The sequence below is a fragment of the Streptomyces albidochromogenes genome (assembly GCF_005981925.1).
In the GTDB taxonomy this organism is placed as follows: Bacteria; Actinomycetota; Actinomycetes; order Streptomycetales; family Streptomycetaceae; genus Streptomyces; species Streptomyces albidochromogenes.
The window spans coordinates 1-23905 of sequence record NZ_VBVX01000043.1; the positions used below are offsets into that span (position 1 = coordinate 1).

Below are 23905 nucleotides of genomic sequence, written 5' to 3' on the forward strand. Positions count from 1 at the left end.
ACATATTACGAGCCAGTACAACCGACCAGTAACACTGCGCGCAGTGCCTCGCCATCCCGGCGGCAGGCGGACGGGACCGCCAGCCGCCGGGCCGGTGCGCCAACCGGCCCTCCCCGGCGGCCGGAAGGGCGCCCGATCCCCGCACCCCACACGAGAGGCACCGTCATGGGATCAGTTCCAGCCGGCCGTCGCGCGCGTACCGCCGCCGCCGTCACCGCCGTCACCGCCGCCCTGGCCACCGCGGCCGGCCTCGGCGCCGGACCCGCTGCCGCCGCCGGCACCACGGCCGGCCGCTATGTCGCGCTCGGCGATTCGTACGCCTCGGGAGCCGGCGTGCCGGCCCAGGTCGACTCCGCCTGCATGCGCTCCGATGTCAACTACCCCGCCCTGGTGAACGCCGCGCTCACCCCCGCCGCCCACAAGGACGTCACCTGCGGAGGGGCCACCACGGTGCACATGACGTCCGCCCAGAACACTTCCGCGCCACCGCAGTTCGACGCGCTGAGCACCGACACCGACCTGGTCACCCTCACCATCGGCGGGAACGACGTCGGCTTCGCCAACATCATCCTGCGCTGCGTGACCCTCGGAGCCTTCAACCTCGGCGGCGCGCCCTGCAAGACCAGTTACACCTGGACGGGCACCGACCAGCTCGCCGCCACCGTCGACGCCACCGCCCCCAAGATCGCCGCCGCGATCGACGGCATCCGTCAGCGCGCCCCCAAGGCCAGGATCCTGGTCACCGGTTATCCGGCGATCCTCCCGGACAACGGCACCAACTGCCCCTGGGTCGTCACCATCGCCAAGGGCGACGCCCCGTGGCTGAGGGACACCCACAAGCGCCTCAACACCATGATCGCCACGCAGGCCGCCGCACGTGGCGCCGTCTACGTCGACACGTACACCAAGTCCGTCGGCCGCGACATCTGCAAGCCGGCCGGAACCCGCTGGATGGAGCCGCTGCTCACCAACGCGGCGGCGCCCTTCCACCCCAACGCGGCCGGTGAGCGGGCCATGGCCGACACCGTCCTCGCGGCCGCCCGCTGACCGAAGTCACCGGCGTGCTGTGCGTGGCCGTCGCCGTCGTCGCGCTGGGCGTACGGCGCGCCCCGTGCGGGCCGCCGCCGACCGCTGACGGCGCCGGACACGGCCCGGCGGAGCGCTCACCCCACACACCGGACGGGAGGCTCCGCCGGGCCGCCGGCCTGCGACGGGGCGCTCACGCGCCCGCGCGAGGGGCAAGGGCGGAGCGTTGACCCGCTCTCGGGCGGACCGTACTGTGAGGGAGCCAACACCGCTAATCGCTCATTAGGCGCATTATGGTCGCTACCTTCCCCACCCGCCGCCGGGCCGCAGTCTTCGCCGGCACGGTGCTGCTGATCACGAGCCTGCCGTTCACGCTCTCGGCGTGCGGCTCCAGTGATCCTCCGACTACAGCACGGCAGGCCGCCGCCGAGCCGGCGTTCGTGCCCCTGGCCTTCAGCTCCACGCTCACCGACGCGGTGGAGGACCAGGCCGCGGCGCAGGACGCGGCGGCCCGCGAGGCCGCCGCCCGCGACGCGGCGGCCGAGCCTCCCGGGTCCGGCGACCGCCGGGTGTGCACCACCGATCCGGCCGACCGGGCGGCCTGTAGCAACCCGGGCGGGACCATCGACCCCGACGGGGGCGATCTGGACGGCGACGGCGTCTTCGAGCCGCACGAACCGGTCGGCCCCGGCTACAAGGACCCGCGCGCGTACGACGGCGGCAAGACCTCCGGGGAAACCCAGTGCGAGTGGCTGCGCTCGCAGGGCATCGCCTGCTGAGGCGGCGCGCCAGTGGTGCGCGGCCGCCGGACGACGGCCTCGTCGGCAGGCTCGGCGGCGCCCGCGAGGCTCTGGGCCTGGTGGGGAGGCCGCCGACCGGGCCGAACGGTCCCTGGTGAACCGGGCGCTCCGCCGCGCGCCGTACCTGCCCCCGGCAACCCGCCGGCGACACGGACCGAGCCGTCGGCGGGCCCCGGCCCGTCAGGGCCTGATGATCAGCTTGCCCCGGGCGTGCCCCGCCTCGCTCACTTCGTGCGCCTTCGCCGCGTCCGCGAGCGGGAAGACCTCCGCGATCCGGACGTCCAGCAGACCCTCGGCGGCGAGGCGGGCGTGCTTCGCCAGCCCGGCCCGGACGGCCGCGGGCTCCGTACCGCCCGCCGAGAAGACCACGCCGTGGTCGGCGGCGTTCGGGTCGGCGATGGTGACGACGCGCTCGGCCGAGCCGCCGAGCAGCTCGATCGAGAGCGGCAGTACGCCCTGGCCCGCGGCGTCGAGGACCGCGTCGACGCCCTGGGGAGCGGCGGCCCGTACCCGCTCGGCCACACCGTCGCCGTAGCGGACGGGGGTCGCGCCGAGGGCCCGCAGATGCTCGTGGTTGGCCTCGGACGCGGTGCCGACGACCGTGACGCCGGCGGCGACCGCGAGCTGCACGGCAACCGAGCCGACCACGCCCGCCGCGCCGTGCACCAGCAGCGTCTCGCCGGACTTCACCCGCAGCAGGTCCAGGACCCGCTGGGCCGTCTCGCCCGCCACCGGGAGGGACGCCGCCCGCTCCCAGGACAGGCCGGCGGGCTTGGCCGCGATGTGACCGGCCAGGGCGTACTCGGCGTACGCGCCGGTCGTCGTCCAGCCGAACACCTCGGCGCCGGCCTCGGTGTGGGTCACGCCCTCGCCGACCGCGTCGACGACGCCCGCGAACTCCAGGCCCGGGACCGCCGGCAGCGTCGTCGGGTAGAACTCGTCCATCCACCCGTACCGGATCTTGTAGTCGACCGGGTTCACTCCCGCCGCCATCACCTTGACCCGGACCTGGCCCGGGCCCGGCTCCGGCTTCCGGACCCGGCTGTGACGCAGGACTTCCGGACCGCCGAACGTCTCGTACACGATCGCTTCCACGATGACTCCCCGCTGCTGACGCCGATCTGCTGACGTCCACAGCCTGCGGCGGAGGAAGGGCCGGACGGACAGGTCTTCGGGACAGTCCGACCTGGCCGAAAGACCAGCCGTTCGGGCCGCGCTCCTGGCTAGGGTGACGGAATGGAGCTGACACCGACCGGGTCCGTGACCTTCCTGCCCACGGCGGGCACCGCCGCCGCGGCGCGGCCCCTGGCGCCCGACGCCACCGCGCTCGACGCCCTGGCCGCCGGATACGACATCGTCCGCCAGCCGCTGGGCGAGATCCTGCCGCGCCTTTCGGCGGTCCTGGCCGAGCTGGTCCCGCATCGGGCGGCCGCCGAACTGTCCACCCACTGCGCGCACTCGCCGTTCAAGGTGTCCGGTGACACGGCGCCGGCCGCGCGCATCGCCGCGGCGGACCTGGAACCGCTCTTCCTCGCCGGTGTTCCCGGGGTGCCCTGGCAGGGGACGGCGAGGATCGCCGGGGCCGAGCGGCCGGTGGTCGCCGTGACGACCGACGCGACCCCGAGGGGCGCGCTGCTGGTGCTCGTACGCGAGGACGGCGCCGCGCCGGTGGACGCGGGCGCACTGGCCGTCACGCAGGCCCTCTGGTCGCTGGTGACCAGCCACTTCGACCGGTTGGCGACGGAGGCGACACCCGGCGCCCTGGCCCGCTCACGCGCCGCCGCCGACACCCGGGCCCGGGTGATCGCGGAGCTGAGCGAGACGCACTCGGCCGCGCTGACGGGGTTGCTGGGCGTGCTGCGCAGCCGTCACCTCGACGACAGGGCCGCGCGGGCGACGGCCACGGAGCTGGCCGTGTCCGCGCTCGTCGAGCTGCGGGCCGAGGCCGACCGGGACAAGGCGGTCGCGGAGGAGCGGGCGGACGAGGCGTTCGGCCGGCTCGCGGACGCGCTGCGGGCCCTGCTGCGCCACAGCTCCGTCCGGCTGGAACTGGCGCCTGTGGATTCCGTGCGCCATGTGGCCGCCGACGTGGCGCACGCGGCGCGGGCGATCGTACGCGCGGTGGTGCTGACCGTGCTGGAGCAGGAGACGACGACCCGGGTACGGGTGGGCTGGCAGATCACCGAACAGGAGCTGCGCGCGACCGTGCGGGACGACGGGCCGGGCGCGCTGTCCTTCTGCGACCTGGGCTCCGCACGCGTCGCGGACCGGCTGGACGTACTGGGCGGACGCCTGGAGGTGGACGCGGTGCCGGGCTGGGGAACGACGGTCACTGCGGTCGTCCCCCTGGCGACGCCCGACGCGCCCGCCTCCGCCGACCCCCTGCGTGCGCTGGGGGCGCGTGAACTCCAGGTGCTGGGGCGGCTCGCGCTCGGGCACCGCAACCGGACCATCGCGCAGGAACTGCACATCAGCGAGTCGACGGTGAAGTTCCACGTCGCGAAGATCCTGACCAAGCTGGGGGTCGCCTCGCGGGGCGAGGCGGCGGCCCTGTTCCACGCGGCGGCCTGAGCGGTCCGCTGCCGCCCGGGCCCCCGCGGTGGCGGGGGCCCGGGCGGCGAACGGACGGGCAGGCCGGCGGGTCAGCCGTCCGTGGTCACTGGGTCAGCCGGTCAGCGGGCCGGCCGGCCAGCGGGACAGCAGGTCAGCGGGTCAGCGGGTCAGCTGCTCAGCGGGTCAGCTGCTCAGCGCCCGAGCAGCCGCTTGATCTTCTTGCCCTTGGCGGACTCGTCCAGCGTCTTCCACAGCTTGGCCGACCCGGTGTAGGCGTAGACGCCCGGAGCTCCCTGCTCCGCGCAGCCGTCCCCGTACGAGACGATGCCGATCTGGTAGACACCCTGACGGCCGGGCAGCTTGCGGAACAGCGGACCGCCGCTGTCGCCCTGGCAGGAGTCCTTGCCCTCGACGCCGGCGCAGACGTTGACGCCCTTGTCGTAGCCGGGGTAGGCGGCCTTGCACTCGATGTGCGACAGCACGGGCACGTTCACCGCGCGCAGCCGGTCGGGGAACGACGGGATCTCGGTGTCGGTGTTGCCCCAGCCCGCGACCGTGGCCGAGGCGCCCGGCCGGATCAGGGCGTCGGTGCCGAGGGTCGGCAGGAGCACCGGAGCCGTGCCCCGCACCGGCTTGTCCAGCGTCAGGAACGCCATGTCGTACGCCTCCTGCCCCTTGGCGTACCGGGGGTGGACGACGATGTCGGTCACGTTGCGCAGGGAACCCTGCTTCTTGTTCGACAGCACGGTGCGGCCGACGGTGACCTCGACGGTCTTCGCCTTGGTGCCTTCGACGCAGTGCGCGGCGGTGAGCACGACGTTCGTGGCCAGCAGGCTGCCGCCGCAGAACTGCCGGTCCACGGCGCTGCCCCTGCCCTTGTTCAGCAGGGCGCTCATGAAGGGGTACGAGCCGTTGGCCTTCTCGACGCCACCGATGATGTAGGCGCTGGGCCGGTCCCCGTCCTTCGCCACCGGCGCCGACGCCGCCTGCGCGGGACTCGCGGCCGATATGAAAAGGGTGAGAGCGGCGCCCGCCGCCAGACCCGCGGCGGACGTCCGCCCGGAGTGGCGGCGGAAGAATGGAATGCGCATGGGGGGTTTTCTCCGATTCAATGAAATGACACCACGGCGGAGCGCAGGCTTGTACAGAGCCGACGGATCGTCAAAAAGCCTGTGCGGACCAGGTGTTATGACGCCGGCTTACCTTAGAAGCCCCGCTGTGAGCACGTCAAAGAAATGGGAGCGCAATTCCACTCACGCCGACTTCCGCTCCGCTTCCCCCGTATGCCTTCCGCTTCTCTCAGACGAGAAAAGGACGGACCGGGTTCACTCCCGTCGCCGAAGTTTTCTTCCGGCCTCTGTCCCCCGCGCATCTTCACGGGTATGAATGTGACCCCTGAACGGACCGGCCGGCCGCCGCCGCCCTCGCGGCGCGCGGCTCGCCCGGCGTATGCGGGAGGTGTAGAAAGAGGTCATGGCCGGACGCAACGGCCGCCCGCGCTCGGTCTCGCCGATGCGAACTGTCGCTGGTCAGGTCTTCCTCCTCCAAGTGGCGATCGTCGTGCTGCTCGTGGCCAGTGCCATGGCGGTGCTGGTGTTGCAGTCCCGGTCCGACAGCGAGCACGAGGCCCGCAACCGCTCGGTCGCCGTGGCCGAGACCTTCGCCAGCGCGCCCGGCGTCGAGGCGGCACTGGAGAGCCCCGACCCGACAGCCGAGCTTCAGGGGCCGGCCGAAGAGGCCCGAGAACGCTCCGGCGTCGATTTCATCGTCGTACTGAACACCGACGGCATCCGCTACACCCACCCGCTGCCCGACCGGATCGGGAAGAAGTTCGTGGGCGACCTGGAGCCGGCGCTGGAAGGCCGGGTCGTCACCGAGAAGATCACCGGGACGATCGGCCCCCTCGTACAGGCCCAGGTGCCGGTCACCGGCCGTGACGGCTCGGTCGTCGGAGTCGTGTCCGCCGGCATCACCATCGAGAAGGTCAGCGGCGTGGTCGAGGAGCAGATCCCGCTGCTCTTCGGGGCCGCGGCGGCGGTGCTGCTCCTCGCGACGGGCGGGACGGCCCTGGTGAGCCGTCGGCTGCGCCGCCAGACGCGCGGCCTCGGTCCGGCCGAGATGACCCGGATGTACGAACATCACGACGCGGTCCTGCACGCCGTACGGGAGGGCGTCCTGATCGTCGGGGGCGACGGCCGGCTGCTGCTCGCCAACGACGAGGCGCGCCGGCTGCTCGATCTGCCGAACGATATCGAGGGGCTGCACGTCACCGAACTGGGACTCGACCCGCGGACCGGAGCGCTACTGGCGTCGGGCCAGGACGTCACGGACGAGGTGCATCCGGTCGGCGACCGCCTGCTCGCCGTCAACCAGCGCACCACGGACCAGCACGGCGGGCCGGCCGGCAGCGTCACGACGCTGCGGGACACCACCGAGCTCCAGGCGCTGTCCGGCAGGGCCGATGTGGCGCGGGCCCGCCTCAAGCTGCTGTACGACGCCGGGACGGAGATCGGCACCACCCTCGACGTGGTGCGCACGTGCGAGGAACTGACGGAGTTCGCCGCGGCCCGGTTCGCCGACTACGCCACGGTCGATCTGGTGGAGGCCGTACTGCGCAGCGAGGAGCCCACCGCGACCGGTACGGGCACGGGCGTGGACCTGCGCCGGGTGGCGTTCGACGGCCTCGGCTCGAACACCTCGCTCTATCCGCTCGGCAAAACGATCCGCTTCGTCCCGTCCACACCCGTCGGCTTCAGCCTCGGCAAGGGCGAGGCGGTCCTCCAGGCGCATCTGGGCAGCTACTCCGGCTGGCAGGAGCAGGACCCGGACCGGGCCCGCCGGCTCGTCGAACACGGCATCCACTCGATGATCGCCGTGCCGCTGCGCGCCCGCGGCGTCATCCTCGGCCTGGCCATCTTCTGGCGCTCCGAGAAGCCGGAGCCCTTCGAGGAGGAGGACCTCTCCGTAGCCGAGGAACTGGTCGCCCGCGCCGCGGTGAGCGTCGACAACGCCCGCCGCTACACGCGCGAGCACACCATGGCGGTGACCCTGCAGCGCAGCCTGCTGCCCCGGGGCCTGCCCGAGCAGAACGCCGTCGACGTCGCCTACCGGTACCTGCCCGCGCAGGCGGGCCTCGGCGGGCTCGGCGGCGTCGGCGGCGATTGGTTCGACATCATCCCGCTGCCCGGCGCCCGGGTGGCACTCGTGGTGGGCGACGTCGTGGGCCACGGGCTCCACGCCGCCGCCACGATGGGGCGGTTGCGCACGGCGGTGCACAACTTCTCCACCCTGGACCTGCCGCCCGACGAGCTGTTGTGGCACCTCGACGAACTGGTCACCCGCATCGATCAGGACGAGACCGGTGACGACGCCGACGCGGGGGTCACCGGGGCCACCTGCCTGTACGCGATCTACGACCCGGTGACCGGGCGCTGCACCATGGCGCGGGCCGGTCACCTCCAGCCGGCGATCGTCCGCCCGGACGGCACGACGGTCCTGGCCGATGTGCCCGGGGGCCCGCCGCTCGGACTCGGCGGGCTGCCGTTCGAGACGCTCGACGTACGGCTGCCGGAGAACAGCCGGCTGGTCCTGTACACGGACGGGCTCGTCGAGGACCGGGACCGCGACATCGACGACGGGCTGGCGCTGCTGCTGCGCACGCTCGGCGACCATCCCGACCTGACGCCGGAGGAGACCTGCGAGGAAGTGCTCGGCGCGCTGCTGCCGGAACGCCAGCGGGACGACATCGCGCTGCTCGTCAGCCGCACCCACGTACTGGACTCCAGCCGGGTGGCCGAGTGGGACGTGCCGCACGACCCGTCGGCGGTGGCGGAGGTCCGGGCCTCGGTGACCGGCAAGCTGGCCGAATGGGGGCTGGTCGAGGAGGCGTTCACCACCGAGCTGATCCTGAGCGAGCTGGTCACCAACGCCATCCGCTACGCCGCCGGTCCCATCCGCGTACGGCTGATCCGCGACCGGAGCCTGATCTGCGAGGTGGCGGACGGCAGCAGCACCTCCCCGCACCTGCGGCAGGCGGCGAACACGGACGAGGGAGGGCGCGGGCTCTTCCTCGTCGCGCAGTTCGCCGACCGCTGGGGAACCAGGTACACCGGGGACGGCAAGGTCATCTGGACGGAGCAGCCGCTGCCGGACGGCGACACGTCGCCGGGCCCGCTGTGAGGCGCGGGGCGCGGCACCCGCGTCCGGTCAGTCCCGGTCGCGCACCGCGACGATGCCGTTGAAGACGCCGGCGTACGCGGTGCCGTCCGGGCCGATGGTGAGCGGCGCCCAGTTGTTGTCGTACGCGGGGCCCGTTCCGGTGAGCTGCCGCCAGCAGGTCTTTCCCGTACGGAAGTCGACCGCCGTCAGGTACCAGGCGTCGATGCCCAGCCTGTTCGGTTCCTTGGCGTAGAAGTAGAGCAGTCCGTTGGCGGTGGAGAGCTTCGGGACGGTGGACGGCGACCGTACGTCGCTCTCCCAGACGGTGTCGCATCCGCTGCCGTTCTCGCGCACGTCGATGCGGGTGGCGCCTCCGGTGACGCTGCGTCCCAGGAGCAGCGACGACGGGTTCTCGTAGCCGTGGTTGTTCTCCACGACGAGGCTGTTGCCCCAGCTGATGAGGGAGTTGTCCGTGGTGGACCTTCCGGAGGTGAAGACGGGCACCTTGCAGACGAGCCGGCCGTTCCCGGGAACGTTCGCCGCGCGCCGGTAGACGAGGACGTTCATCCGGTCGTCGGCGTTGTCGGTGATCGCCACGTAGCCGTCGCCGAACAGGTCGGGGGTGGTGCCCGATCCCTGGTTGACTGAGCCGGGCTTGGTGCCCGTTCCCCGGTCGTACGTCTGGCGCCACTGGACGCGGGGGGTGCCGTCGGGGTCGGCGCGGAAGCTGTAGAGGGCGTGGTCGGAGACGATCGAGACGCCGTCCTCGGCGACCGAGAAGGAGTTCTGGATCTCTTCCCCTTCCAGGCGGATCGCGCGGACGGCGGACGTGCGCGGGTCGACCGTGCCGACCCGGCCGAGCCGGGTCACCCACCAGATGCGCCCCTGCCAGTCGGGCATCACGGATGTCACGGGGTCGCAGGTGCCGCTGGGGTAGAGGTTGGTCCAGGTCACGCAGTCGTGCGGGACGCGCGCGGTGAGGTCCCAGTCGTCCTCGACGACGAAGCGCCAGCCGCCGTCCGCCGTCCGCTCGTGCGCGATGCGCAGGACGTGCCGGCGGGAGTCGGCGAGCACCACCCGGTCCTCGTTGTCGAGGTAGAAGTACGCGCCCCCGGAGGTGTCCTTGAAGATCTTCTCGAAGTCGAGGCGGGTGACGGCCTCGACGGTCGAGGAGCGCTGCGGCAGCTTGTACTCGGCGAGGGTGGCCAGGGTGCGCGGGTGCAGCAGTTTGAGGCGGAATCCCTGGAAGGTGCCGCAGACGGTGATCAGGCGGCCCGCCGCGTCGAAGGTGGCGGTGGCGCACTCGCCGCCCAGCGCCGCGATCCGCTCGCTGGTGACCTGCGGATCGCGTCCCAGCGGTCCCGGGTACGGGTGGGTTCCACTGCCCGCCGCGTCCGCGTGCATGCCGCTGCGGCCGTTGGGGGCGAGGAACGGGTGCTGAGGGGGCGCGTCGCCGGGGACCGGCTGCGCGGTGGCCGGCTCGCCCTCGTACGCGCTGACGAGCCGGTGGCCGGGCGCCTTGGGTATCTCCTCGGCGCGGACGACCCCCGACGGCAGGACGGCGGGGACGACGAGAGCGAGGGCGAGGGCCAGCGCGCGGGCGTACGCTCTGCGGGTCCTGGACATCGGGCTCCTTGGGTGGGTGACGGTCGCGCCGCCGCCCGACGCTAGGGCCGACCCCTTGAAGTGTCCATGGAAACCCGCATGGTTTCACCGCCTTGCCATCCGCGCGCAACACCCGTCCGCGCGGGCCCTGTCAGGGCCTGAGGTCGCCCACCACGTCCGCCGTGGCGGCGATCCCGTTCTGGATGGTCGGCCCCATGCTCGTACCGGCCAGGAAGAAGCCGAGCAGGGCACAGACCACCGCGTGCGAGATCTTCAGTCCTCCGTTGCGCAGGAAGATCACCGCGAGAATCAGCAGGAGCAGCACCAACGAGATCGAAATGGCCATGGTCAACCTCCTCCGCCGCGCGTGAATTGCGGCATTCGGCCGTCAGTCTGGCGCAGCGCGGGGGCCGTCCGGGCGGAAGACGTGTCCGCCGTACGGGTGTTGACTGATGGTGATGGGCGGCTACGCGTCGTGCGTACGCAGGAAACGCTCCAGACCGGCCAGGTCGTCGGTGTTGATGTGGTCCACGCCGGCGGCGAGCAGCTCGGTCCAGACGGCGTCCCGCGCCGGTCCCGGCAGGTCGGGCGTGGCCCAGAAGCGGACCCGCCGGCCCTCACGGTGCGCGTCGGCGACGATCGCGCGCAGCCTCGTGCGCTCGGCCGGCGGGAAGGGTCCGGCGCCCTGCCAGGTGAAGCTGTGCGTCCAGTTGCTGCTGATCAGCGGGATGAGGGAGGCGGGAGCCGGGGAAGGCGCGGCGAGGTCGTCGAGCCGGCCGTCGTAGAACGCGTGGCGCACCCGCTGCGCCTCCAGGGGGACGCGGGCGGCCCGGTCGCCGGAGACGACGGCGGTCACCGCGCCGGGGCGCACGTGGCCGTGGGTGTACGTGCTCAGCATGCGGCGGTGGCGGCGCAGTTGGCGGTGCAGTTCGAGGTAGGCGGCTGCGCCGTCGTTCTTGATGTCGACGAGCAGCTGCACCGGGCGGCGGTACCCCCGGTACACGTGGCCGTGGTTGGCCCTGACGCGGGCCGCGAGGGGGGCCAGGTAGAGCGATTCGAGGGTGCGGGAGGGGTCGAGGTCGACCGGGTCGTGGGCGACGAGGAGCTGCCCTTGGACGAGGAAGATGTCCGCCTCGACACTCGTGAAGCCGTGGGAGAGGGCGTCGTGGAGAGGGCGCTCGTGCTCGTAGTCGTTGTGCGCGTGCGCACGGCGCAGCGGGCGCCGCCCTGGCTTCCGTTCGGCGGCCTGGGCGTACCCGGGAACGGCGACAGCTCCCGCGAACGCGGCGGCGAGGGTGGTGACGACTTTGCGGCGGGTGGGCGCGGCGACGGCCATGGTGCCTCCGGAGGAGTACGGGGCGTTCGGGGACTCCGGCGAGTATCGGCTCCATGGCGCCTCGATGGGCAGGGTCACGACAAGAGTTCCGCCACCCGTCGCCGGCGGTTCAGGCCCGGCGCCGAAAGGTCGGGAGGGGCGCTCCCGAAGGGTGTTGTCGCACGCTCAGGCCGCCGCGACCTCGTCCCAGCGGAGCGTACGGTCGCACCAGCGCTCCAGGAGGACGCGGTCGTGGCCGACGGCGAGCAGGCCCGCGCCGCTCTCGCGCCGGTACGCCTCGACCACCGCGACCAGGGCCGCCGTGGTCGACGCGTCGAGCATCGCCGTCATCTCGTCGCACACCAGCCAGCGCGGGCGCAGCACCAGGGCGCGGGCCAGGCAGGCGCGTTGCAGCTGGCCGTCGCTCACCTCGTGCGGGCGGCGGCCGAGGAGGTCGTCGCCCAGTCCTGTGGTCCGGGACAGCTCCCGCACCCTGGCGGCCGCCTCGTCGCGCCGTCCGGTGGCGCGCAGCGGTTCGGCGATCAGGTCGCGCAGGCTCAGGCGGGGGTCGGCGGACAGCCGGGGCTGCTGGAAGACGACGCCGATCGCCGTGCGCTGGGCGCGCGGGGCGCGGTGACGCCAGCCGGTGACGCGGCTGCCGTCGAGGGTGACGGTCCCGGCGTCGGGGCGGTGCAGCAGGGCGGCGACCCGCGCGAGGGTCGACTTGCCGCAGCCGCTGGGCCCCAGCAGGCCGACCGCCTCACCGGCCGCGACGGTCAGGTGCGCGTCCCGGACGACCGGAGCGCCGCGCTCGTAGCCGGCGGTGATCGCGTCGAGTTCAAGCACGGGCGGGCTCCTCGGCCGGCGGGTGGTGGCAGGCGACGCCGTCCGTGAAGGCCGGACGTACGGCGCAGGCATCGGTGGCGTACGGGCAGCGGGCCGCGAAGGCGCACCCCGGGGGCAGGTCGCCCAGTTCGGGCGGCATACCGGGGATCGGCGTGAAGGCGCGCTCGGGAAGGGCGTTCAGCAGGCCCCGGGCGTACGGGTGCCGGGGTCCGGGCGTTCCGAAGAAGCACGCGGCGTCGGCGAGTTCGACGATCCTTCCCGCGTACATCACCGCGACGCGGTCCGCGACGCGCTCGGCGGCGGCGAGGTCGTGGGTGATCACCAGCAGGGCGTGGCCCTCGTCGACGTGGCGGCGCAGTTCGTCGACGGTGCGGTCGACGAGGTCGCGGTCGAGGCCGGTCGTCGGCTCGTCGGCGAGCAGCAGGGGCGCCTCGCCGACGAGCGCGAGGGCGGTCGCGGCGCGCTGGGCGAGTCCGCCGGACAGCTCGTGCGGGTAGCGGTCGAGGTGGTCCACGGGGAAGGCCGCCCGCTCGGCCGCCGCACGAGCCGCCGCGTCCAGGTCCTGCTTGCGCGTGCCGGTCAGCGCGCGCAGCGTCTCCGCGAGCTGCGCCCCGACGGTCCGTACGGGGGTGAGGTGCGCGGCGGGGCTCTGCGGCACGAGGCCGATCCTGCGCCCCCGTACGGTACGCGCCAGGGTGCGCTCGTCGGCGGTGAGCAGGTCGACGTCGCCCAGGAGCGCGGAACCGGCCGTCTGAGCGTTGCCCGGGAGCAGCCCCAGCAGCGCGGAGGCGAGCACGGACTTGCCGCACCCGCTCTCGCCGACCAGCGCGAGGCACTCCCCCGGCGCCAGGTCGAAGTCGGCGTCGGCGACAGCGGCGATGTGCCGCCCGCCCCGCATCCGGAACCGCACGGACAGCCCGCGCACCGACAGCAGTGGCGTCGGGGGGCTCCCTTCCGACGCGGAACGGCCGACGGCGGACAGGGCGTTACGAGCGTTCCGAGGAACGGCCGCGGAACGCTTCACGGAACCCCCGGAAGACGCGTTGCCGACGTTCCCGGGAACAGCCGCGGAACGCTCCACGGAACCCCCGGAAGACGCGCTGCCGACGTTCCCGGGAACAGCCGCGACAGAGTCCGTGGAACGCTCCAAAGACGCGTTACGAGCGTTCCCGCGAACGGCCGCGGGCGGCTCCGGGGAACGCTCCGCAGCGGCGTCGTCCCCGCGTGACGGGTGAGCGTTCCCGCGAACGGCCGCGGGCGGCTCCGGGGAACGCTCCGCAGCGGCGTCGTCCCCGCGTGACGGGTGAGCGTTCCCGGGAACGGCGTCGGGTGCCACACGGGAACGCTCCGTCGTCGCGGCGGCCCGGTCGGTGTTCTGGGGCGTCGTCACAGCATCAGCTCCGATCGGCGGCGCGGGTTGATCCGTTCCCGCCAGGCGCCCGCGAGGCCCGCGAGGGCGAGGGTCGGGACGATCAGGAGGAGGCCGGGGAAGAGGGTGGGCCACCAGTCGCCGGCGAGCAGCGAACTGCGCGCCGACTGCACGAGGTTGCCGAGGCTCGCCTGGTGCGTCGGCAGGCCGAGGCCGAGGAACGACAGTGCCGACTCGTGCCACATGGCGTGCGGGACCATCAGGACGGCCGCGAGTCCGGCCTGGGGCAGCACACCGGGCAGCAGGTGCCGTACGGCGACCCGCCACCGTGACGCGCCGCCCGAGACCGCCGCGTCGATGTACGGCCGCGAGCGCAGCGACAGCACCTCCGAGCGCACGATGCGGGCCGTGGACAGCCAGTGGGTCAGTGCCACCGACACGATCACCGGCCAGACCCCGGGCCGGAACATCGCGACGATGAAGATGCCGAGCAGCAGGTGCGGGACGGACGAGAAGGTGTCGACGAGCCGCATCACCACACGGTCCGTCCAGCCGCCGAACGCGGCTGCCGCCGCCCCCACCGCCGTACCGATGAACGTGGCGGCCAGCGCCGCCACCAGTCCGACCAGAAGGGAGACGCGCAGCCCGTACACGCAGCGCAGCAGCAGGTCGCGGCCGACGTCGTCCGTCCCGAAGGGGTGCGCGAGGGACGGCGGCCGCAGCTTCATCGACAGGTCGACGGCCTGCTGGTCGAGGTCGGCCAGCGGCGGTACGACGAGAACGGCGAGCAGCACCGCGGCGACGACGACGGCCGAGGTGCGGACGCGGACCGTGCGCGTCGAGCGGCGGGTGCGCCCGTGCGAGCGCCACACGGCGGTCTGCGGAGCGAGTTCAGCCATCGAAGCCCACTCTCGGGTCGGCCAGTCCGTACAGCAGGTCGGAGAGGAGGTTTCCGGCGAGGACCGCCGCCGTGGCGAGCACCGTGAGGGCCGCGAGGAGCGGGAAGTCCACCGACGTCGCCGCCTGCACGGTCGCCGCCGCGATGCCCGGCCAGCTGAAGACCGTCTCGACGAGCAGCGCCCCGGTGATGAGTTCGGGCACGCGAGAGCCGACGAGCGTGAGCGTCGGGAGCATTCCGGAACGCAGGGCGTGTCCGAGGAGGACGGTGCGTTCGTCGAGCCCACGCGCGCGTGCGCCGCGTACGGGGTCCTCCTCCAGCGCGTCGGCGACGCCCTGGCGCACGTAGAGGAAGAACCAGGGAAGCTGCGAGACGCCGAGAACGGCCGCCGGCAGCACCAGGTGCGTGGCGACCTGCCCGAACGTCACCACCTCGCTGTCGGTGTCGGTCAGGCCGCCCGCGGGCAGGACGCCCAGCCGCAGCGCGAAGAACCACATGGCGAGCAGGCCGAGCCAGAAGGCGGGCGCGGCTTCCAGGGTGTACGCCGCCGAGCTGACCAGCCGGTCCAGCCAGCCGCCCTGCCGGCGCGCGGCCAGTACGCCCAGCGACGTGCCGAGCAGGATCGCGACGAGGAACGCGGTGACGGCGAGCAGCACCGACCAGCCGAGGCGTTCGGTGATGACCTCGGTGACGGGCTGGCGCATGACGCCGGAGTCGCCGAGGTCGCCGGTGACGGCGGAGGTCAGCCAGTTCCACCAGCGTTCGACGAGCGGCTGGTCGACGCCGAGGTTGACCCGGAGCTGGTCGAGGTTCTCCTGCGACGCGGTGAGGCCCGCGGTGCCCGCGTATGCCTTGACGGGGTCGAACGGCGAGGCGGCGGCGACGGCGAACACGCCGAAGGTCACCACCAGCAGGACGGGGGCGGCGAACAGGGTCCGCCGCCCGGCCATCCTCGCCATCGGCCCCCAGGGGAGCTTCCGGCCGGGGTGTGTCACTTCTTCGGCGTCCAGTCCTCGACGTTCCACCACGGTCCGGAGGCCAGGCCGTGGTCGTGCGGCTCGGTCTGCGTGGTGAGCCCGGACCACTTGTCGTCGACGACGTACAGGTGGTCGATGTGGGTGAGGAAGGTGTAGCCGGGGTTCTTCACGAGCTCGCGCTGGACGGTGTCGTACGCGGCCCTGCGATCGGCCGTCTCGCCGCTCTCGCGGCCCTTCTTGAGCGCCTTGTCGACGGCGGGGTTGTCGTACCACGCCATGTTGTTGAAGGCGTCGCCCGCGAGGGACGACTGGAGCAGCGTGTACTGGTCGAAGTCGGGGTCGCCGGGCGCGCCGCCGCCGGCGAGCACCGCGTCGTGCTTCATGCGCGGCATGATGACCTCCCAGGTGCCGGCCTGGGTCTTGATGTCGATGCCTGCCTTCTTCGCGTCGGACGCGTAGGCGAGGGCGTGGTCCTGGCGGAGCTTGTCGCCGGACAGGTACCAGAGGGGGAACCGCGCGCGTACGCCGTCCTTGACGCGGATGCCGTCGGCGCCGGGCTTCCACCCGGCCTTGTCGAGGATCTTCTTCGCCCGGGCGAGGTCGTGCGTGCGCTCGGTGCCCTTGGCGAACCAGGGGCTGTCGGTGGGCACCGGGCCGTAGGCCGGCTTGCCCGCGCCTTCCAGGATCTTGTCGACCATGGCGCGGCGGTCGACGGCGACGTCGAGGGCCCGCCGTACGTCCGTGTCGCCCGCGACCTTGTTGTGCGTCGGCAGGGTCACGGTGCGGTAGTCGAAGGACCGGGCGGCGTACGTCGTCCTGCCGTCGTCGTCCGTGAAGGTCTTGGCGAGGTTGGGCGGCAGGATCGCGCCGTCGAGGTCGCCGGTGCGCAGCCGGGTGGCGCGCACGTCGTCGTCCTTGATGACCGCCATGGTGAACTTCTTCACCTTGGGCGCGCCGCCCCAGTAGCCGGGGTTGGCCTTGAAGCTGAGCTTCTCGCCCTTGGACCAGCCGGTGAGGATGTACGGCCCGGTGCCGACCGGCTTCGTGGTGAAGGAGCCGCTGTTGACGTCCTGCTTGCCGGCGACGTGCTCGGGGGCGATCGGAAGGACCGTGCGCTCGGCGAACGGCGCGTACGGGTACTTGAGCGTGAAGACGACCTTGTGGTCGCCCTCGGCCCTGACGTCCTCGACCGCGTCGAGTTCCGTCTTGGAGGCGTTGTTCGTCTTCTTGTCGAGGATGGTCCGGTAGGTGAAGACCACGTCCTTCGACGTGAAGGGCTTGCCGTCGCTGAACTTCACGCCCTGACGCAGCGTGTAGGTGTACGTGCGGCCGTCGTCGGCGACTTCGGGCAGCTCGGCGGCGAGGGCCGGCTGGAGCTTCATGTCCTCGTCGAAGGTGAGCAGCCCGTCGAAGATCTTGGAGTTGCCGTCCTTGCCGTAGCCGAGGAGCGGGCTGAGGGCCTCGGGCTCGTACGCGATGCCGACGACCGCGGAATCCCCGGCGCCCTGCCCGGCCGCGTTCCCGCCCGGCTTCGAGCAGGCCGCCGCGCTGATGGCCAGGGTTGCGGCCAGCGTCGCGGCGGCCGCCCCACGTATCGATCGGGACAGCATGGCTCTCCACACCCCTAAACAAGATCAACAGTTATTGCGAACCGGTCGCAATTAAACCGCATGTAAAGGGGTGCTAGATCCACTGCCCCTTACCGGGGCAGGTCAGCGCCTATTGGGGCGCCGGCAGGCCGACGAGCTCCGCCACCGCCTCCGTGTGCCGGCCCGGCGCGCCGAGGGCGATCGAGTCGGACTTGGCGCGCTTGAGGTAGAGGTGCGCGGGGTGCTCCCAGGTCATGCCGATGCCGCCGTGCAGCTGGACGCACTCCTCGGCGGCGCGCACCGCGACCCGGGAGCAGTACGTCTGCGCGACCGCCACCGCGAGGGGCGCGTCCGGGCTTCCGGTGGCCAGGGCGTCGGCGGCGTTGCGGGCGGCCGCCCGCGCCGAGACGACTTCCAGCCACAGCTGCGCCATGCGGTGCTTGAGCGCCTGGAAGGACCCGACCGGGCGGTTGAACTGCTTGCGGTCGCGGGTGTACCGGACGGTCTCCTCCAGGCACCATTCGGCGAGCCCCAGTTGCTCCGAGGCCAGCAGCCCGGCCCCGGCGAGCAGCCCGCGCCGTACGGGAGCGTCCGCCGAGCCGGCGAGCCGGCGGCCGCGCGCCCCGCCGAGGACGACGGTGGCGAGCGGCCGGGTCAGGTCCAGCGGCGTGAGCGACTCGACGGTGACACCGGGCTCACCGGTCTCCACCGCGTACAGCCCGTCCTCGGCCGGTACGAGCAGCACCTTCGCGGCGGCGGCGTCGGCGACGGCGGTGATCCGTCCGCCCAGCGAGCCGTCGGCCGCCCGGACCGCGCGGGGCACGTGGGTCCCGGGGGCGGCGGACAGCGGGACGGCGAGCGCCACGACCGTACGGCCGCCCGCGAGCGCGCCGAGCAGCTCGGCGACCGCCGCGGCCTCGGGGCTCGCGGGGTTCTCGGCGGTCTCGGCGGTCTCGGCGTGGCAGCCCAGCAGCGTCTCGGCGGCGACGACCGCCCCGGTGAGGTACGGGGTGGGGGCGACGCTGCGTCCCAGCTCCTCCAGCACCACCGCCGCCTCGCGGTGGGTGGCGCCCTGGCCGCCGAGCTTCTCGGGCACGAGGAGCCCCGCCAGGCCCATGTCGGTGGCGAGCGACGCCCACAGGGCCGGGTCGTACGGGGTGTCGGACTCCGCGCGGGTCAGGACGGCCGCCGCGTCGCAGCGGTCGGCGAGGAGGGAACGCACGGCAGCGCGCAGGTCGTCCTCGGCCTCGGAGTACAGCAGGTCGGGCTGGGATGTCATCGGGCCAGGTCCTTCCAGGCGATGTCCTTGTCGCTGCGCGGCTCGGACGGCAGGCCGAGTACGCGCTCGGCGACGATGTTGAGCAGCACCTCGCTCGTACCGCCCTCGATGCTGTTGCCCTTGGAGCGCAGGTAGCGGTAACCGGCGTCGCGGCCGGTGAAGTCGACGAGCTCGGGACGGCGCATGGTCCAGTCGTCGTACAACAGCCCTTCCGCACCGCGCAGTTCCACCTCCAGGCCGCTGATCTCCTGGTTGAGTCGGGCGAAGGCCAGCTTCATGCCCGAGCCCTCGGGGCCGGGCTGGCCGGCGACGAGCTGCTGGCGCAGCCGCTCGCCCGCGAGACGGGCGACCTCGGCCTCGACCCACAGGTCGAGGAGGCGCTGGTGCAGGTCGTGGGTGCGCAGTTCCGGGCGTTCGCGCCAGGTGGCGGCGACCGGGCCGATCATGCCGCCCTCGCGCGGGATGCGGGAGCCGCCGATCGACACGCGTTCGTTCATGAGGGTGGTCTGGGCGACCTTCCAGCCCTCGCCGACCGGGCCGAGGCGCCGGCTGTCGGGGATGCGCACACCGGTGAGGAAGACCTCGTTGAACTCGGCCTCGCCGGTGATCTGGCGCAGTGGCCTGACCTCGACCCCGGGGTCGGTCATGTCGCACACGAAGTAGGTGATGCCCCGGTGCTTGGGCAGGGCGGGGTCCGTGCGGGCGATGAGGATCGCCCAGCGTGCCACGTGGGCGCTGGAGGTCCACACCTTCTGTCCGTCGACGACCCACTCGTCACCGTCGCGCACCGCGCGCGTGCCGAGCGCCGCGAGGTCGGAGCCCGCGCCGGGCTCGCTGAACAGCTGGCACCACACCTCCTCGCCGACCCACAGGGGCCGCAGCAGGCTCTGCTTCTGCTCGTCCGTGCCGAAGCGCAGGATGGTCGGCGCGGCCATGCCGAGGCCGATGCCGATGCGCCGCGGGTCGTTGTCGGGCGCGCCGGCCGCCGCCAGCTCGGCGTCGACGACGGCCTGCAGGGAGCGGGGCGCCCCGAGGCCGCCGAGGCCCACGGGGTAGTGCACCCAGGCGAGCCCGGCGTCGAAGCGCGCCTTGAGGAAGTCCGTGCGGTCCGTGGTGGCCGGCGGGTGGGCCGCGAGCAGCTCCTGGGTCAGAGCGCGCACTTCGGTCGCGTCCGTCATCGGTCCGTCCCCTCGGGTACGACGACCACGCGTCCGGTGGTCGTGCCGTCGGCGACGCGCTGGACGGCGTCCGCCGCGTCCTTCATGGCCACGCGCTCGCTGACCAGCGGCTTGACGGCGCCTTCGGCGGCCAGCCTGGTCAGCTCCTCGTGGCAGGCGAGGATGGCGCCCGGGTCCTTGGTGTTGTAGAGGCCCCAATGGAGACCGAGGATCGCGTAGTTCTTCACCAGGGCGTGGTTGAGTCCCGGGGAGGGGATCTCGCCGCTCGCGAAGCCGACCACGACGATGCGGCCCTCGAAGGCGACGCACTTGACCGACTTGGCGTACGCGTCGCCGCCCACCGGGTCGTAGACGACGTCCGCGCCCCGCCCGCCGGTGGCTTCCTTGACCTGGGCGACGATGTCGTCGGTGCGCCGGTCGATCACCAGGTCGCAGCCCAGCTCCCTTGCGACGCGGGCCTTGTCGGGGCCGCCGACGACGCCGATGACGGTGGCGCCCGCCGCCTTGCCGAGCTGTACGGCGGCGCTGCCGACGCCGCCCGCCGCCGCGTGCACCAGCAGGGTCTCCCCCGCCTGGACGCGCGCCCGGCGGTGCAGCCCGAACCAGCCCGTCTGGTACCCGATGTGCAGGGCCGCCGCCTCGGCGTCGTCGAGCGACTCGGGCGCGGGCAGCACCGTGGCCGCGTCCACGACGACGTACTCGGCGAACCCTCCGTGCGGCAGCGCCGGGGTGGCGATCACCCGGCGGCCGTCCTGGGTCTCGCCGCAGATCTCCACGCCCGGGGTGAAGGGCAGCGGAGGGCGGATCTGGTACTGGCCTCGGCACAGCAGGGCGTCGGGGAAGTTGATGTTCGCGGCGCGCACCCTCAGCAGGAGCTGCCCCTCGCTCGGCGTGGGCCTGTCGACCTCGTCGAGCCGCATCACCTCGCCGGGCTCGCCGTTCTCGTGCACTCGCCATGCCTGCATCCGAGACCCTCCACAACACCGTAGGCAGTACCGCGCTCGCCGCATACTAAGCGGTCGCTTGCCTCGATGGGAACAGCCTCGGCCACATCAGCCGGACTTCGGCCTGGCCCGCACGTGCATCCGCTCCCCCTGCGGTCCGAAGAGGCTCAGGAACTCCGCGGGCGCCTCCCCCACCGGCCCGAACCAGTGCGGCACCCGGGTGTCGAACTCCACCGCCTCGCCGGGCCCGATCTCCAGGTCGTGCGGGCCCAGCACCACCCGCAGCCTGCCCGACAGGACGTAGAGCCACTCATAGCCCTCGTGCGTGCGGGGCTCGGGCTCCTCGCCGTACCTCCGTGAGATCACCTTGAACGCCTGGAGGCCGCCGGGCTGGCGGGTCAGCGGAAGGTACGTCTGCCCGCCCCGCTCGATCGGCTTCGTCCGCACCCGCGGATCGCCGACCGGCGGCGCGCCCACCAGTTCGTCGAGCGGCACCTGGTGGGCGCGGGCGATCGGCAGCAGCAGTTCCAGGGTCGGCCTGCGCCCGCCGGACTCCAGCCGGGAAAGGGTGCTCACCGAGATCCCCGTCGCCTCACAGAGGGCGGCGAGGGTGGCCCCGCGCTCCTTGCGCAGTGTGCGCAGGCGGGGGCCCACACCGTTCAGTACACCGTCGAGATCCGGCTCTTCGTCCATGGGGACATTGCAGGATCGGCAACAGCGTTTGTCAATCCCGCCGGTTCAGACCGCAAGGGCGTCGCCCGCCGCCGCCGGACCGACGAGTTCCTCCAGTACGTCCTCCATGGTGACGAAGCCGATGACCGTGCCCTTGCCGCCCGTGACGGCGGCCAGGTGCGTGCCCGCCGCGCGCATGGCGGTCATGGTGTCGTCGAGCGGGGTGTCGATCTCCACGCGGATCACCGGGTGCAGCGCGGCCCGCGGGAACGGCCGGGTGCGCTCGACGACGCCGAGGGCGTCCTTGATGTGCAGGTAGCCCAGCACCTCGTCGCCCGGGCCGGTCACCGGCAGCCGGGAGAACCCCCAGGTGGCGGCCGCCCGCTCCAGCTCCTGCGGGGTGGTGGTGTGGTCGACGGTGACGATCCGGCCGAGCGGCACCATGACCTCGCCCACCGGGCGGTTGCCCAGCTCCAGGGCGTCGCGCAGCCGCTCGCCGTCGGCCGGCGCCAGCAGGCCGGCCTCGCTGGAGTCCTTGACGAGGCGGGCCAATTCGTCGTCGGTGTAGACGGACGCCACTTCGTTCTTCGGTTCGACGCCGAGCATCCGCAGCAGGATGTTGGCGAACGCGTTGATGCCGAAGACGACCGGCCGCAGCGCGCGGGTCAGGGCCACCAGCGCCGGCGCCAGTGCCAGCGCGGTGGGCGCCGGGGCGGCGAGCGCGATGTTCTTCGGGATCATCTCGCCGACGAGCATGTGCAGGTACGTCGCCAGCGTCAGCGCGATCACGAACGCGATCGGGTGGATCAGCCCCTCAGGTACGCCGACCGCGTGGAACGGCGGTTCCAGCAGGTGGGCGATGGCCGGTTCGGCGACCGCGCCCAGGACGAGCGAGGAGATCGTGATGCCGAGCTGGGCGGTGGCCATCACGGCGGAGAGGTGCTCCAGGCCCCACAGGGCGCTCCGGGCGCGGCGGCTGCCCCGGACGGCCTCCGGCTCGATCTGACTGCGCCGTACGGAGATGAGGGCGAACTCGGCGCCGACGAAGAACGCGTTGGTGAGGAGGGTGAGCGCGCCCACGGCGAGCTGGAAGGCGGTCATCGTACTTCCTCCGCGATCTTCACGGCCGGTGCGGGTGCGGGAACGGCTGCCGGCGCGTGCGCCGGGCCGGGCGCGGGCCCGGTGATCCGGACCCGGTCGGCCCGGTGGTGCTCCACGTCCAGGACGGTGATCTCCCAGTCGTCCACGTCGAGCCGGTCGGCCGGCTCCGGAATGCGTTCCAGGCGCGTGGCGACGAGCCCGGCGAGGGTCTCGTACGGCCCCTCCGGAGCGGTGAAGCCGATCTCCCGGAGCTGGTCGAGGCGTACGCTGCCGTCCGCCTCCCACACCGCGCGGCCGTCGGCCGACGGGGCGCACGCCTCCAGGCCGGGGCGCTCGTGCGGGTCGTGCTCGTCGCGCACCTCGCCGACGACCTCCTCGACGACGTCCTCGACCGTGGCGACGCCTGCCGTGCCGCCGTACTCGTCGATCACCACGGCCATGGTCCGGCTGTGGCGCAACTGCTGGAGCATCCGGTCCACCGGGAGCGAGTCCGGGACCAGCAGGGCATCGGTGGCCAGCTCGGTCACCGGGGTCCGGGCCCGCTTCGCCTCGTCCAGGGCCAGCACGTCGCGGATGTGCACGGTGCCGATCACCTCGTCCAGGGTCCCGCGGTAGACGGGGAACCGGGACAGCCCCGTGGCCAGCGTGAGATTGGCGGCGTCGGCGGCGGTGGCGCGGGCCTCTAGGGCCTGGACGTCCACGCGCGGCGTCATGACGTTCTCGGCGGTCAGCTCGCCCAGGTGCAGGGTGCGGACGAACAGTTCGGCCGAGTCCTGCTCGATCGCGCCCTCGCGCGCGGAGTGCCGCGCCAGGGCGACGAGTTCCTGCGGGGTACGGGCGGACGCCAGTTCCTCGGCGGGTTCCAGGCCGAAGCGGCGCACCACGCGGTTGGCGGTGTTGTTGAGGTGGTGGATCAGGGGCCCGAAGGCCGCCGTGAACCCCCGCTGGGGACCGGCCACGACCTTGGCGACGGCCAGCGGGCTGGAGATCGCCCAGTTCTTCGGCACGAGCTCGCCGACGACCATCAGCACCACGGTGGACAGGGCCACCCCGAGCAGCGTCGCGACGGTCGGCACGGCTCCGGCGGGCAGCCCCGCCGCCTGAAGGGGACCGCGCAGCAGCACGGCCAGGGAGGGTTCGGCCAGCATGCCGATGACCAGTGAGGTCACCGTGATGCCGAGCTGGGCGCCGGAGAGCTGGAAGGTGAGGCGCTTGGCCGCCTTCAGGGCGCTCGCCGCGCCCCGCTCGCCGGCCTGCGCGGCCCGCTCCAGTTCACCGCGCTCGATCGTGGTCAGCGAGAACTCGGCCGCGACGAACACCGCGCACGCGAGCGTGAGTGCGAGTGCGAGGAGCAGGAGGAGAACTTCGGTCACCGTGCCACCTCCGTCCCACTGTTCGACGGGACAGACGTGGCACGGCTCGTACTGGGAGGCTCACCCATTGCGGGACCGCAGCTCCTTCTTCGTTCAGGTGTGGTGGTTCGTACGGGTCGCGGCATGCACGACCGCTGCCCACCCATAGTAAAGGGGGCGCAAAACCGTGCCGGGTGACGGCGGTCACAGCCGGGCGCGGCGCGGCCCCGGGCCGGTCGCCCG

Annotated in this window: 20 protein-coding genes; 4 read left to right on the forward strand and 16 right to left on the reverse strand. The window is 72.9% G+C overall.

Features of this window, described 5'->3' with window-relative positions:
* Nucleotides 1-165: 165 nt before the first annotated feature.
* Together E2E34_RS08640 and E2E34_RS08645 are read left to right on the forward strand one after the other, a co-directional pair.
* Nucleotides 166-1047, forward strand: coding sequence for an SGNH/GDSL hydrolase family protein (locus E2E34_RS08640; RefSeq protein WP_138901327.1), 882 nt, complete (start codon nucleotides 166-168; stop codon nucleotides 1045-1047).
* Nucleotides 1048-1319: 272 nt separating this feature from the next.
* Nucleotides 1320-1805, forward strand: coding sequence for a hypothetical protein (locus E2E34_RS08645; RefSeq protein WP_138901328.1), 486 nt, complete (start codon nucleotides 1320-1322; stop codon nucleotides 1803-1805).
* Between the two features lie 201 nt (nucleotides 1806-2006).
* Here E2E34_RS08645 and E2E34_RS08650 read toward each other — a convergent pair whose 3' ends face one another.
* A complete protein-coding gene (locus E2E34_RS08650; protein WP_138901329.1) occupies nucleotides 2007-2921 on the reverse strand; it encodes an NADP-dependent oxidoreductase in 915 nt (304 codons plus the stop codon).
* Between the two features lie 141 nt (nucleotides 2922-3062).
* Between E2E34_RS08650 and E2E34_RS08655 the strand changes: the two genes are divergently transcribed.
* Nucleotides 3063-4397 carry a helix-turn-helix transcriptional regulator gene (locus E2E34_RS08655; RefSeq protein ID WP_138901330.1) on the forward strand — a complete coding sequence of 445 codons (1335 nt, stop codon included), beginning with the start codon at nucleotides 3063-3065 and terminating at the stop codon, nucleotides 4395-4397.
* 173 nt (nucleotides 4398-4570) lie between these two features.
* Here the strand turns inward: E2E34_RS08655 and E2E34_RS08660 are convergent, their stop codons facing one another.
* Nucleotides 4571-5470, reverse strand: a complete 900-nt coding sequence (locus E2E34_RS08660; RefSeq protein ID WP_138901331.1) for a S1 family peptidase — start codon at nucleotides 5468-5470, stop codon at nucleotides 4571-4573.
* 382 nt (nucleotides 5471-5852) lie between these two features.
* Here E2E34_RS08660 and E2E34_RS08665 point away from each other — a divergent pair, with 382 nt between their 5' ends.
* Nucleotides 5853-8558: a SpoIIE family protein phosphatase gene (locus E2E34_RS08665; protein ID WP_138901332.1), complete on the forward strand. Its 2706-nt coding sequence runs from the start codon at nucleotides 5853-5855 to the stop codon at nucleotides 8556-8558.
* A gap of 27 nt (nucleotides 8559-8585) precedes the next feature.
* Here the strand turns inward: E2E34_RS08665 and E2E34_RS08670 are convergent, their stop codons facing one another.
* From E2E34_RS08670 to E2E34_RS08735, 14 genes are all read right to left on the reverse strand, one after another.
* Nucleotides 8586-10163, reverse strand: coding sequence for a hypothetical protein (locus tag E2E34_RS08670; protein ID WP_138901333.1), 1578 nt, complete (start codon nucleotides 10161-10163; stop codon nucleotides 8586-8588).
* 130 nt (nucleotides 10164-10293) lie between these two features.
* Nucleotides 10294-10488, reverse strand: coding sequence for a hypothetical protein (locus E2E34_RS08675; RefSeq protein WP_138901334.1), 195 nt, complete (start codon nucleotides 10486-10488; stop codon nucleotides 10294-10296).
* 120 nt (nucleotides 10489-10608) lie between these two features.
* Nucleotides 10609-11478: a phosphatidylinositol-specific phospholipase C/glycerophosphodiester phosphodiesterase family protein gene (locus tag E2E34_RS08680; RefSeq protein ID WP_138901349.1), complete on the reverse strand. Its 870-nt coding sequence runs from the start codon at nucleotides 11476-11478 to the stop codon at nucleotides 10609-10611.
* 165 nt (nucleotides 11479-11643) lie between these two features.
* Nucleotides 11644-12303, reverse strand: a complete 660-nt coding sequence (locus tag E2E34_RS08685) for an ABC transporter ATP-binding protein (RefSeq protein ID WP_138901335.1) — start codon at nucleotides 12301-12303, stop codon at nucleotides 11644-11646.
* Nucleotides 12296-13201: an ABC transporter ATP-binding protein gene (locus tag E2E34_RS08690; protein ID WP_138901350.1), complete on the reverse strand. Its 906-nt coding sequence runs from the start codon at nucleotides 13199-13201 to the stop codon at nucleotides 12296-12298. Before E2E34_RS08690 ends, E2E34_RS08685 begins: the two co-directional genes overlap by 8 nt.
* Before the next feature lie 488 nt (nucleotides 13202-13689).
* A complete protein-coding gene (locus E2E34_RS08695) occupies nucleotides 13690-14571 on the reverse strand; it encodes an ABC transporter permease (protein WP_138901336.1) in 882 nt (293 codons plus the stop codon).
* Complete coding sequence (locus E2E34_RS08700) at nucleotides 14564-15529, reverse strand: ABC transporter permease (RefSeq protein WP_138901351.1); 966 nt, start codon at nucleotides 15527-15529, stop codon at nucleotides 14564-14566. Before E2E34_RS08700 ends, E2E34_RS08695 begins: the two co-directional genes overlap by 8 nt.
* 32 nt (nucleotides 15530-15561) lie before the next feature.
* Entirely contained in the window at nucleotides 15562-17157 is a 1596-nt protein-coding gene (locus E2E34_RS08705) for an ABC transporter substrate-binding protein (RefSeq protein WP_138901337.1), read from the reverse strand.
* Nucleotides 17158-17266: 109 nt separating this feature from the next.
* Nucleotides 17267-18415 (reverse strand): acyl-CoA dehydrogenase family protein, encoded by a 1149-nt coding sequence (locus E2E34_RS08710; protein WP_138901338.1) that lies wholly within the window; start codon nucleotides 18413-18415, stop codon nucleotides 17267-17269.
* Entirely contained in the window at nucleotides 18412-19593 is a 1182-nt protein-coding gene (locus tag E2E34_RS08715) for an acyl-CoA dehydrogenase family protein (RefSeq protein WP_138901339.1), read from the reverse strand. Before E2E34_RS08715 ends, E2E34_RS08710 begins: the two co-directional genes overlap by 4 nt.
* Nucleotides 19590-20558: an NADPH:quinone oxidoreductase family protein gene (locus E2E34_RS08720; RefSeq protein WP_138901340.1), complete on the reverse strand. Its 969-nt coding sequence runs from the start codon at nucleotides 20556-20558 to the stop codon at nucleotides 19590-19592. The genes E2E34_RS08715 and E2E34_RS08720 overlap by 4 nt, the downstream gene beginning before the upstream one ends.
* 87 nt (nucleotides 20559-20645) lie before the next feature.
* Entirely contained in the window at nucleotides 20646-21230 is a 585-nt protein-coding gene (locus tag E2E34_RS08725; RefSeq protein WP_138901341.1) for a helix-turn-helix domain-containing protein, read from the reverse strand.
* 45 nt (nucleotides 21231-21275) lie between these two features.
* Complete coding sequence (locus tag E2E34_RS08730) at nucleotides 21276-22310, reverse strand: hemolysin family protein (RefSeq protein ID WP_138901342.1); 1035 nt, start codon at nucleotides 22308-22310, stop codon at nucleotides 21276-21278.
* Nucleotides 22307-23683 carry a hemolysin family protein gene (locus E2E34_RS08735; protein ID WP_138901343.1) on the reverse strand — a complete coding sequence of 459 codons (1377 nt, stop codon included), beginning with the start codon at nucleotides 23681-23683 and terminating at the stop codon, nucleotides 22307-22309. Before E2E34_RS08735 ends, E2E34_RS08730 begins: the two co-directional genes overlap by 4 nt.
* Nucleotides 23684-23905: the final 222 nt, after the last annotated feature.

Bases quoted from the DNA above. Each gene is read 5' to 3' on its own strand.
- E2E34_RS08645 (WP_138901328.1), top strand. From the start codon at position 1,320: ATGGTCGCTACCTTCCCCACCCGCCGCCGGGCCGCAGTCTTCGCCGGC.
- E2E34_RS08695 (WP_138901336.1), bottom strand. From the start codon at position 14,571: ATGGCTGAACTCGCTCCGCAGACCGCCGTGTGGCGCTCGCACGGGCGC.
- E2E34_RS08655 (WP_138901330.1), top strand. From the start codon at position 3,063: ATGGAGCTGACACCGACCGGGTCCGTGACCTTCCTGCCCACGGCGGGC.
- E2E34_RS08670 (WP_138901333.1), bottom strand. From the start codon at position 10,163: ATGTCCAGGACCCGCAGAGCGTACGCCCGCGCGCTGGCCCTCGCCCTC.
- E2E34_RS08640 (WP_138901327.1), top strand. From the start codon at position 166: ATGGGATCAGTTCCAGCCGGCCGTCGCGCGCGTACCGCCGCCGCCGTC.
- E2E34_RS08730 (WP_138901342.1), bottom strand. From the start codon at position 22,310: ATGACCGCCTTCCAGCTCGCCGTGGGCGCGCTCACCCTCCTCACCAAC.
- E2E34_RS08690 (WP_138901350.1), bottom strand. From the start codon at position 13,201: ATGCGGGGCGGGCGGCACATCGCCGCTGTCGCCGACGCCGACTTCGAC.
- E2E34_RS08700 (WP_138901351.1), bottom strand. From the start codon at position 15,529: ATGGCGAGGATGGCCGGGCGGCGGACCCTGTTCGCCGCCCCCGTCCTG.
- E2E34_RS08705 (WP_138901337.1), bottom strand. From the start codon at position 17,157: ATGCTGTCCCGATCGATACGTGGGGCGGCCGCCGCGACGCTGGCCGCA.
- E2E34_RS08675 (WP_138901334.1), bottom strand. From the start codon at position 10,488: ATGGCCATTTCGATCTCGTTGGTGCTGCTCCTGCTGATTCTCGCGGTG.
- E2E34_RS08680 (WP_138901349.1), bottom strand. From the start codon at position 11,478: ATGGCCGTCGCCGCGCCCACCCGCCGCAAAGTCGTCACCACCCTCGCC.
- E2E34_RS08725 (WP_138901341.1), bottom strand. From the start codon at position 21,230: ATGGACGAAGAGCCGGATCTCGACGGTGTACTGAACGGTGTGGGCCCC.
- E2E34_RS08715 (WP_138901339.1), bottom strand. From the start codon at position 19,593: ATGACGGACGCGACCGAAGTGCGCGCTCTGACCCAGGAGCTGCTCGCG.
- E2E34_RS08720 (WP_138901340.1), bottom strand. From the start codon at position 20,558: ATGCAGGCATGGCGAGTGCACGAGAACGGCGAGCCCGGCGAGGTGATG.
- E2E34_RS08665 (WP_138901332.1), top strand. From the start codon at position 5,853: ATGGCCGGACGCAACGGCCGCCCGCGCTCGGTCTCGCCGATGCGAACT.
- E2E34_RS08710 (WP_138901338.1), bottom strand. From the start codon at position 18,415: ATGACATCCCAGCCCGACCTGCTGTACTCCGAGGCCGAGGACGACCTG.
- E2E34_RS08660 (WP_138901331.1), bottom strand. From the start codon at position 5,470: ATGCGCATTCCATTCTTCCGCCGCCACTCCGGGCGGACGTCCGCCGCG.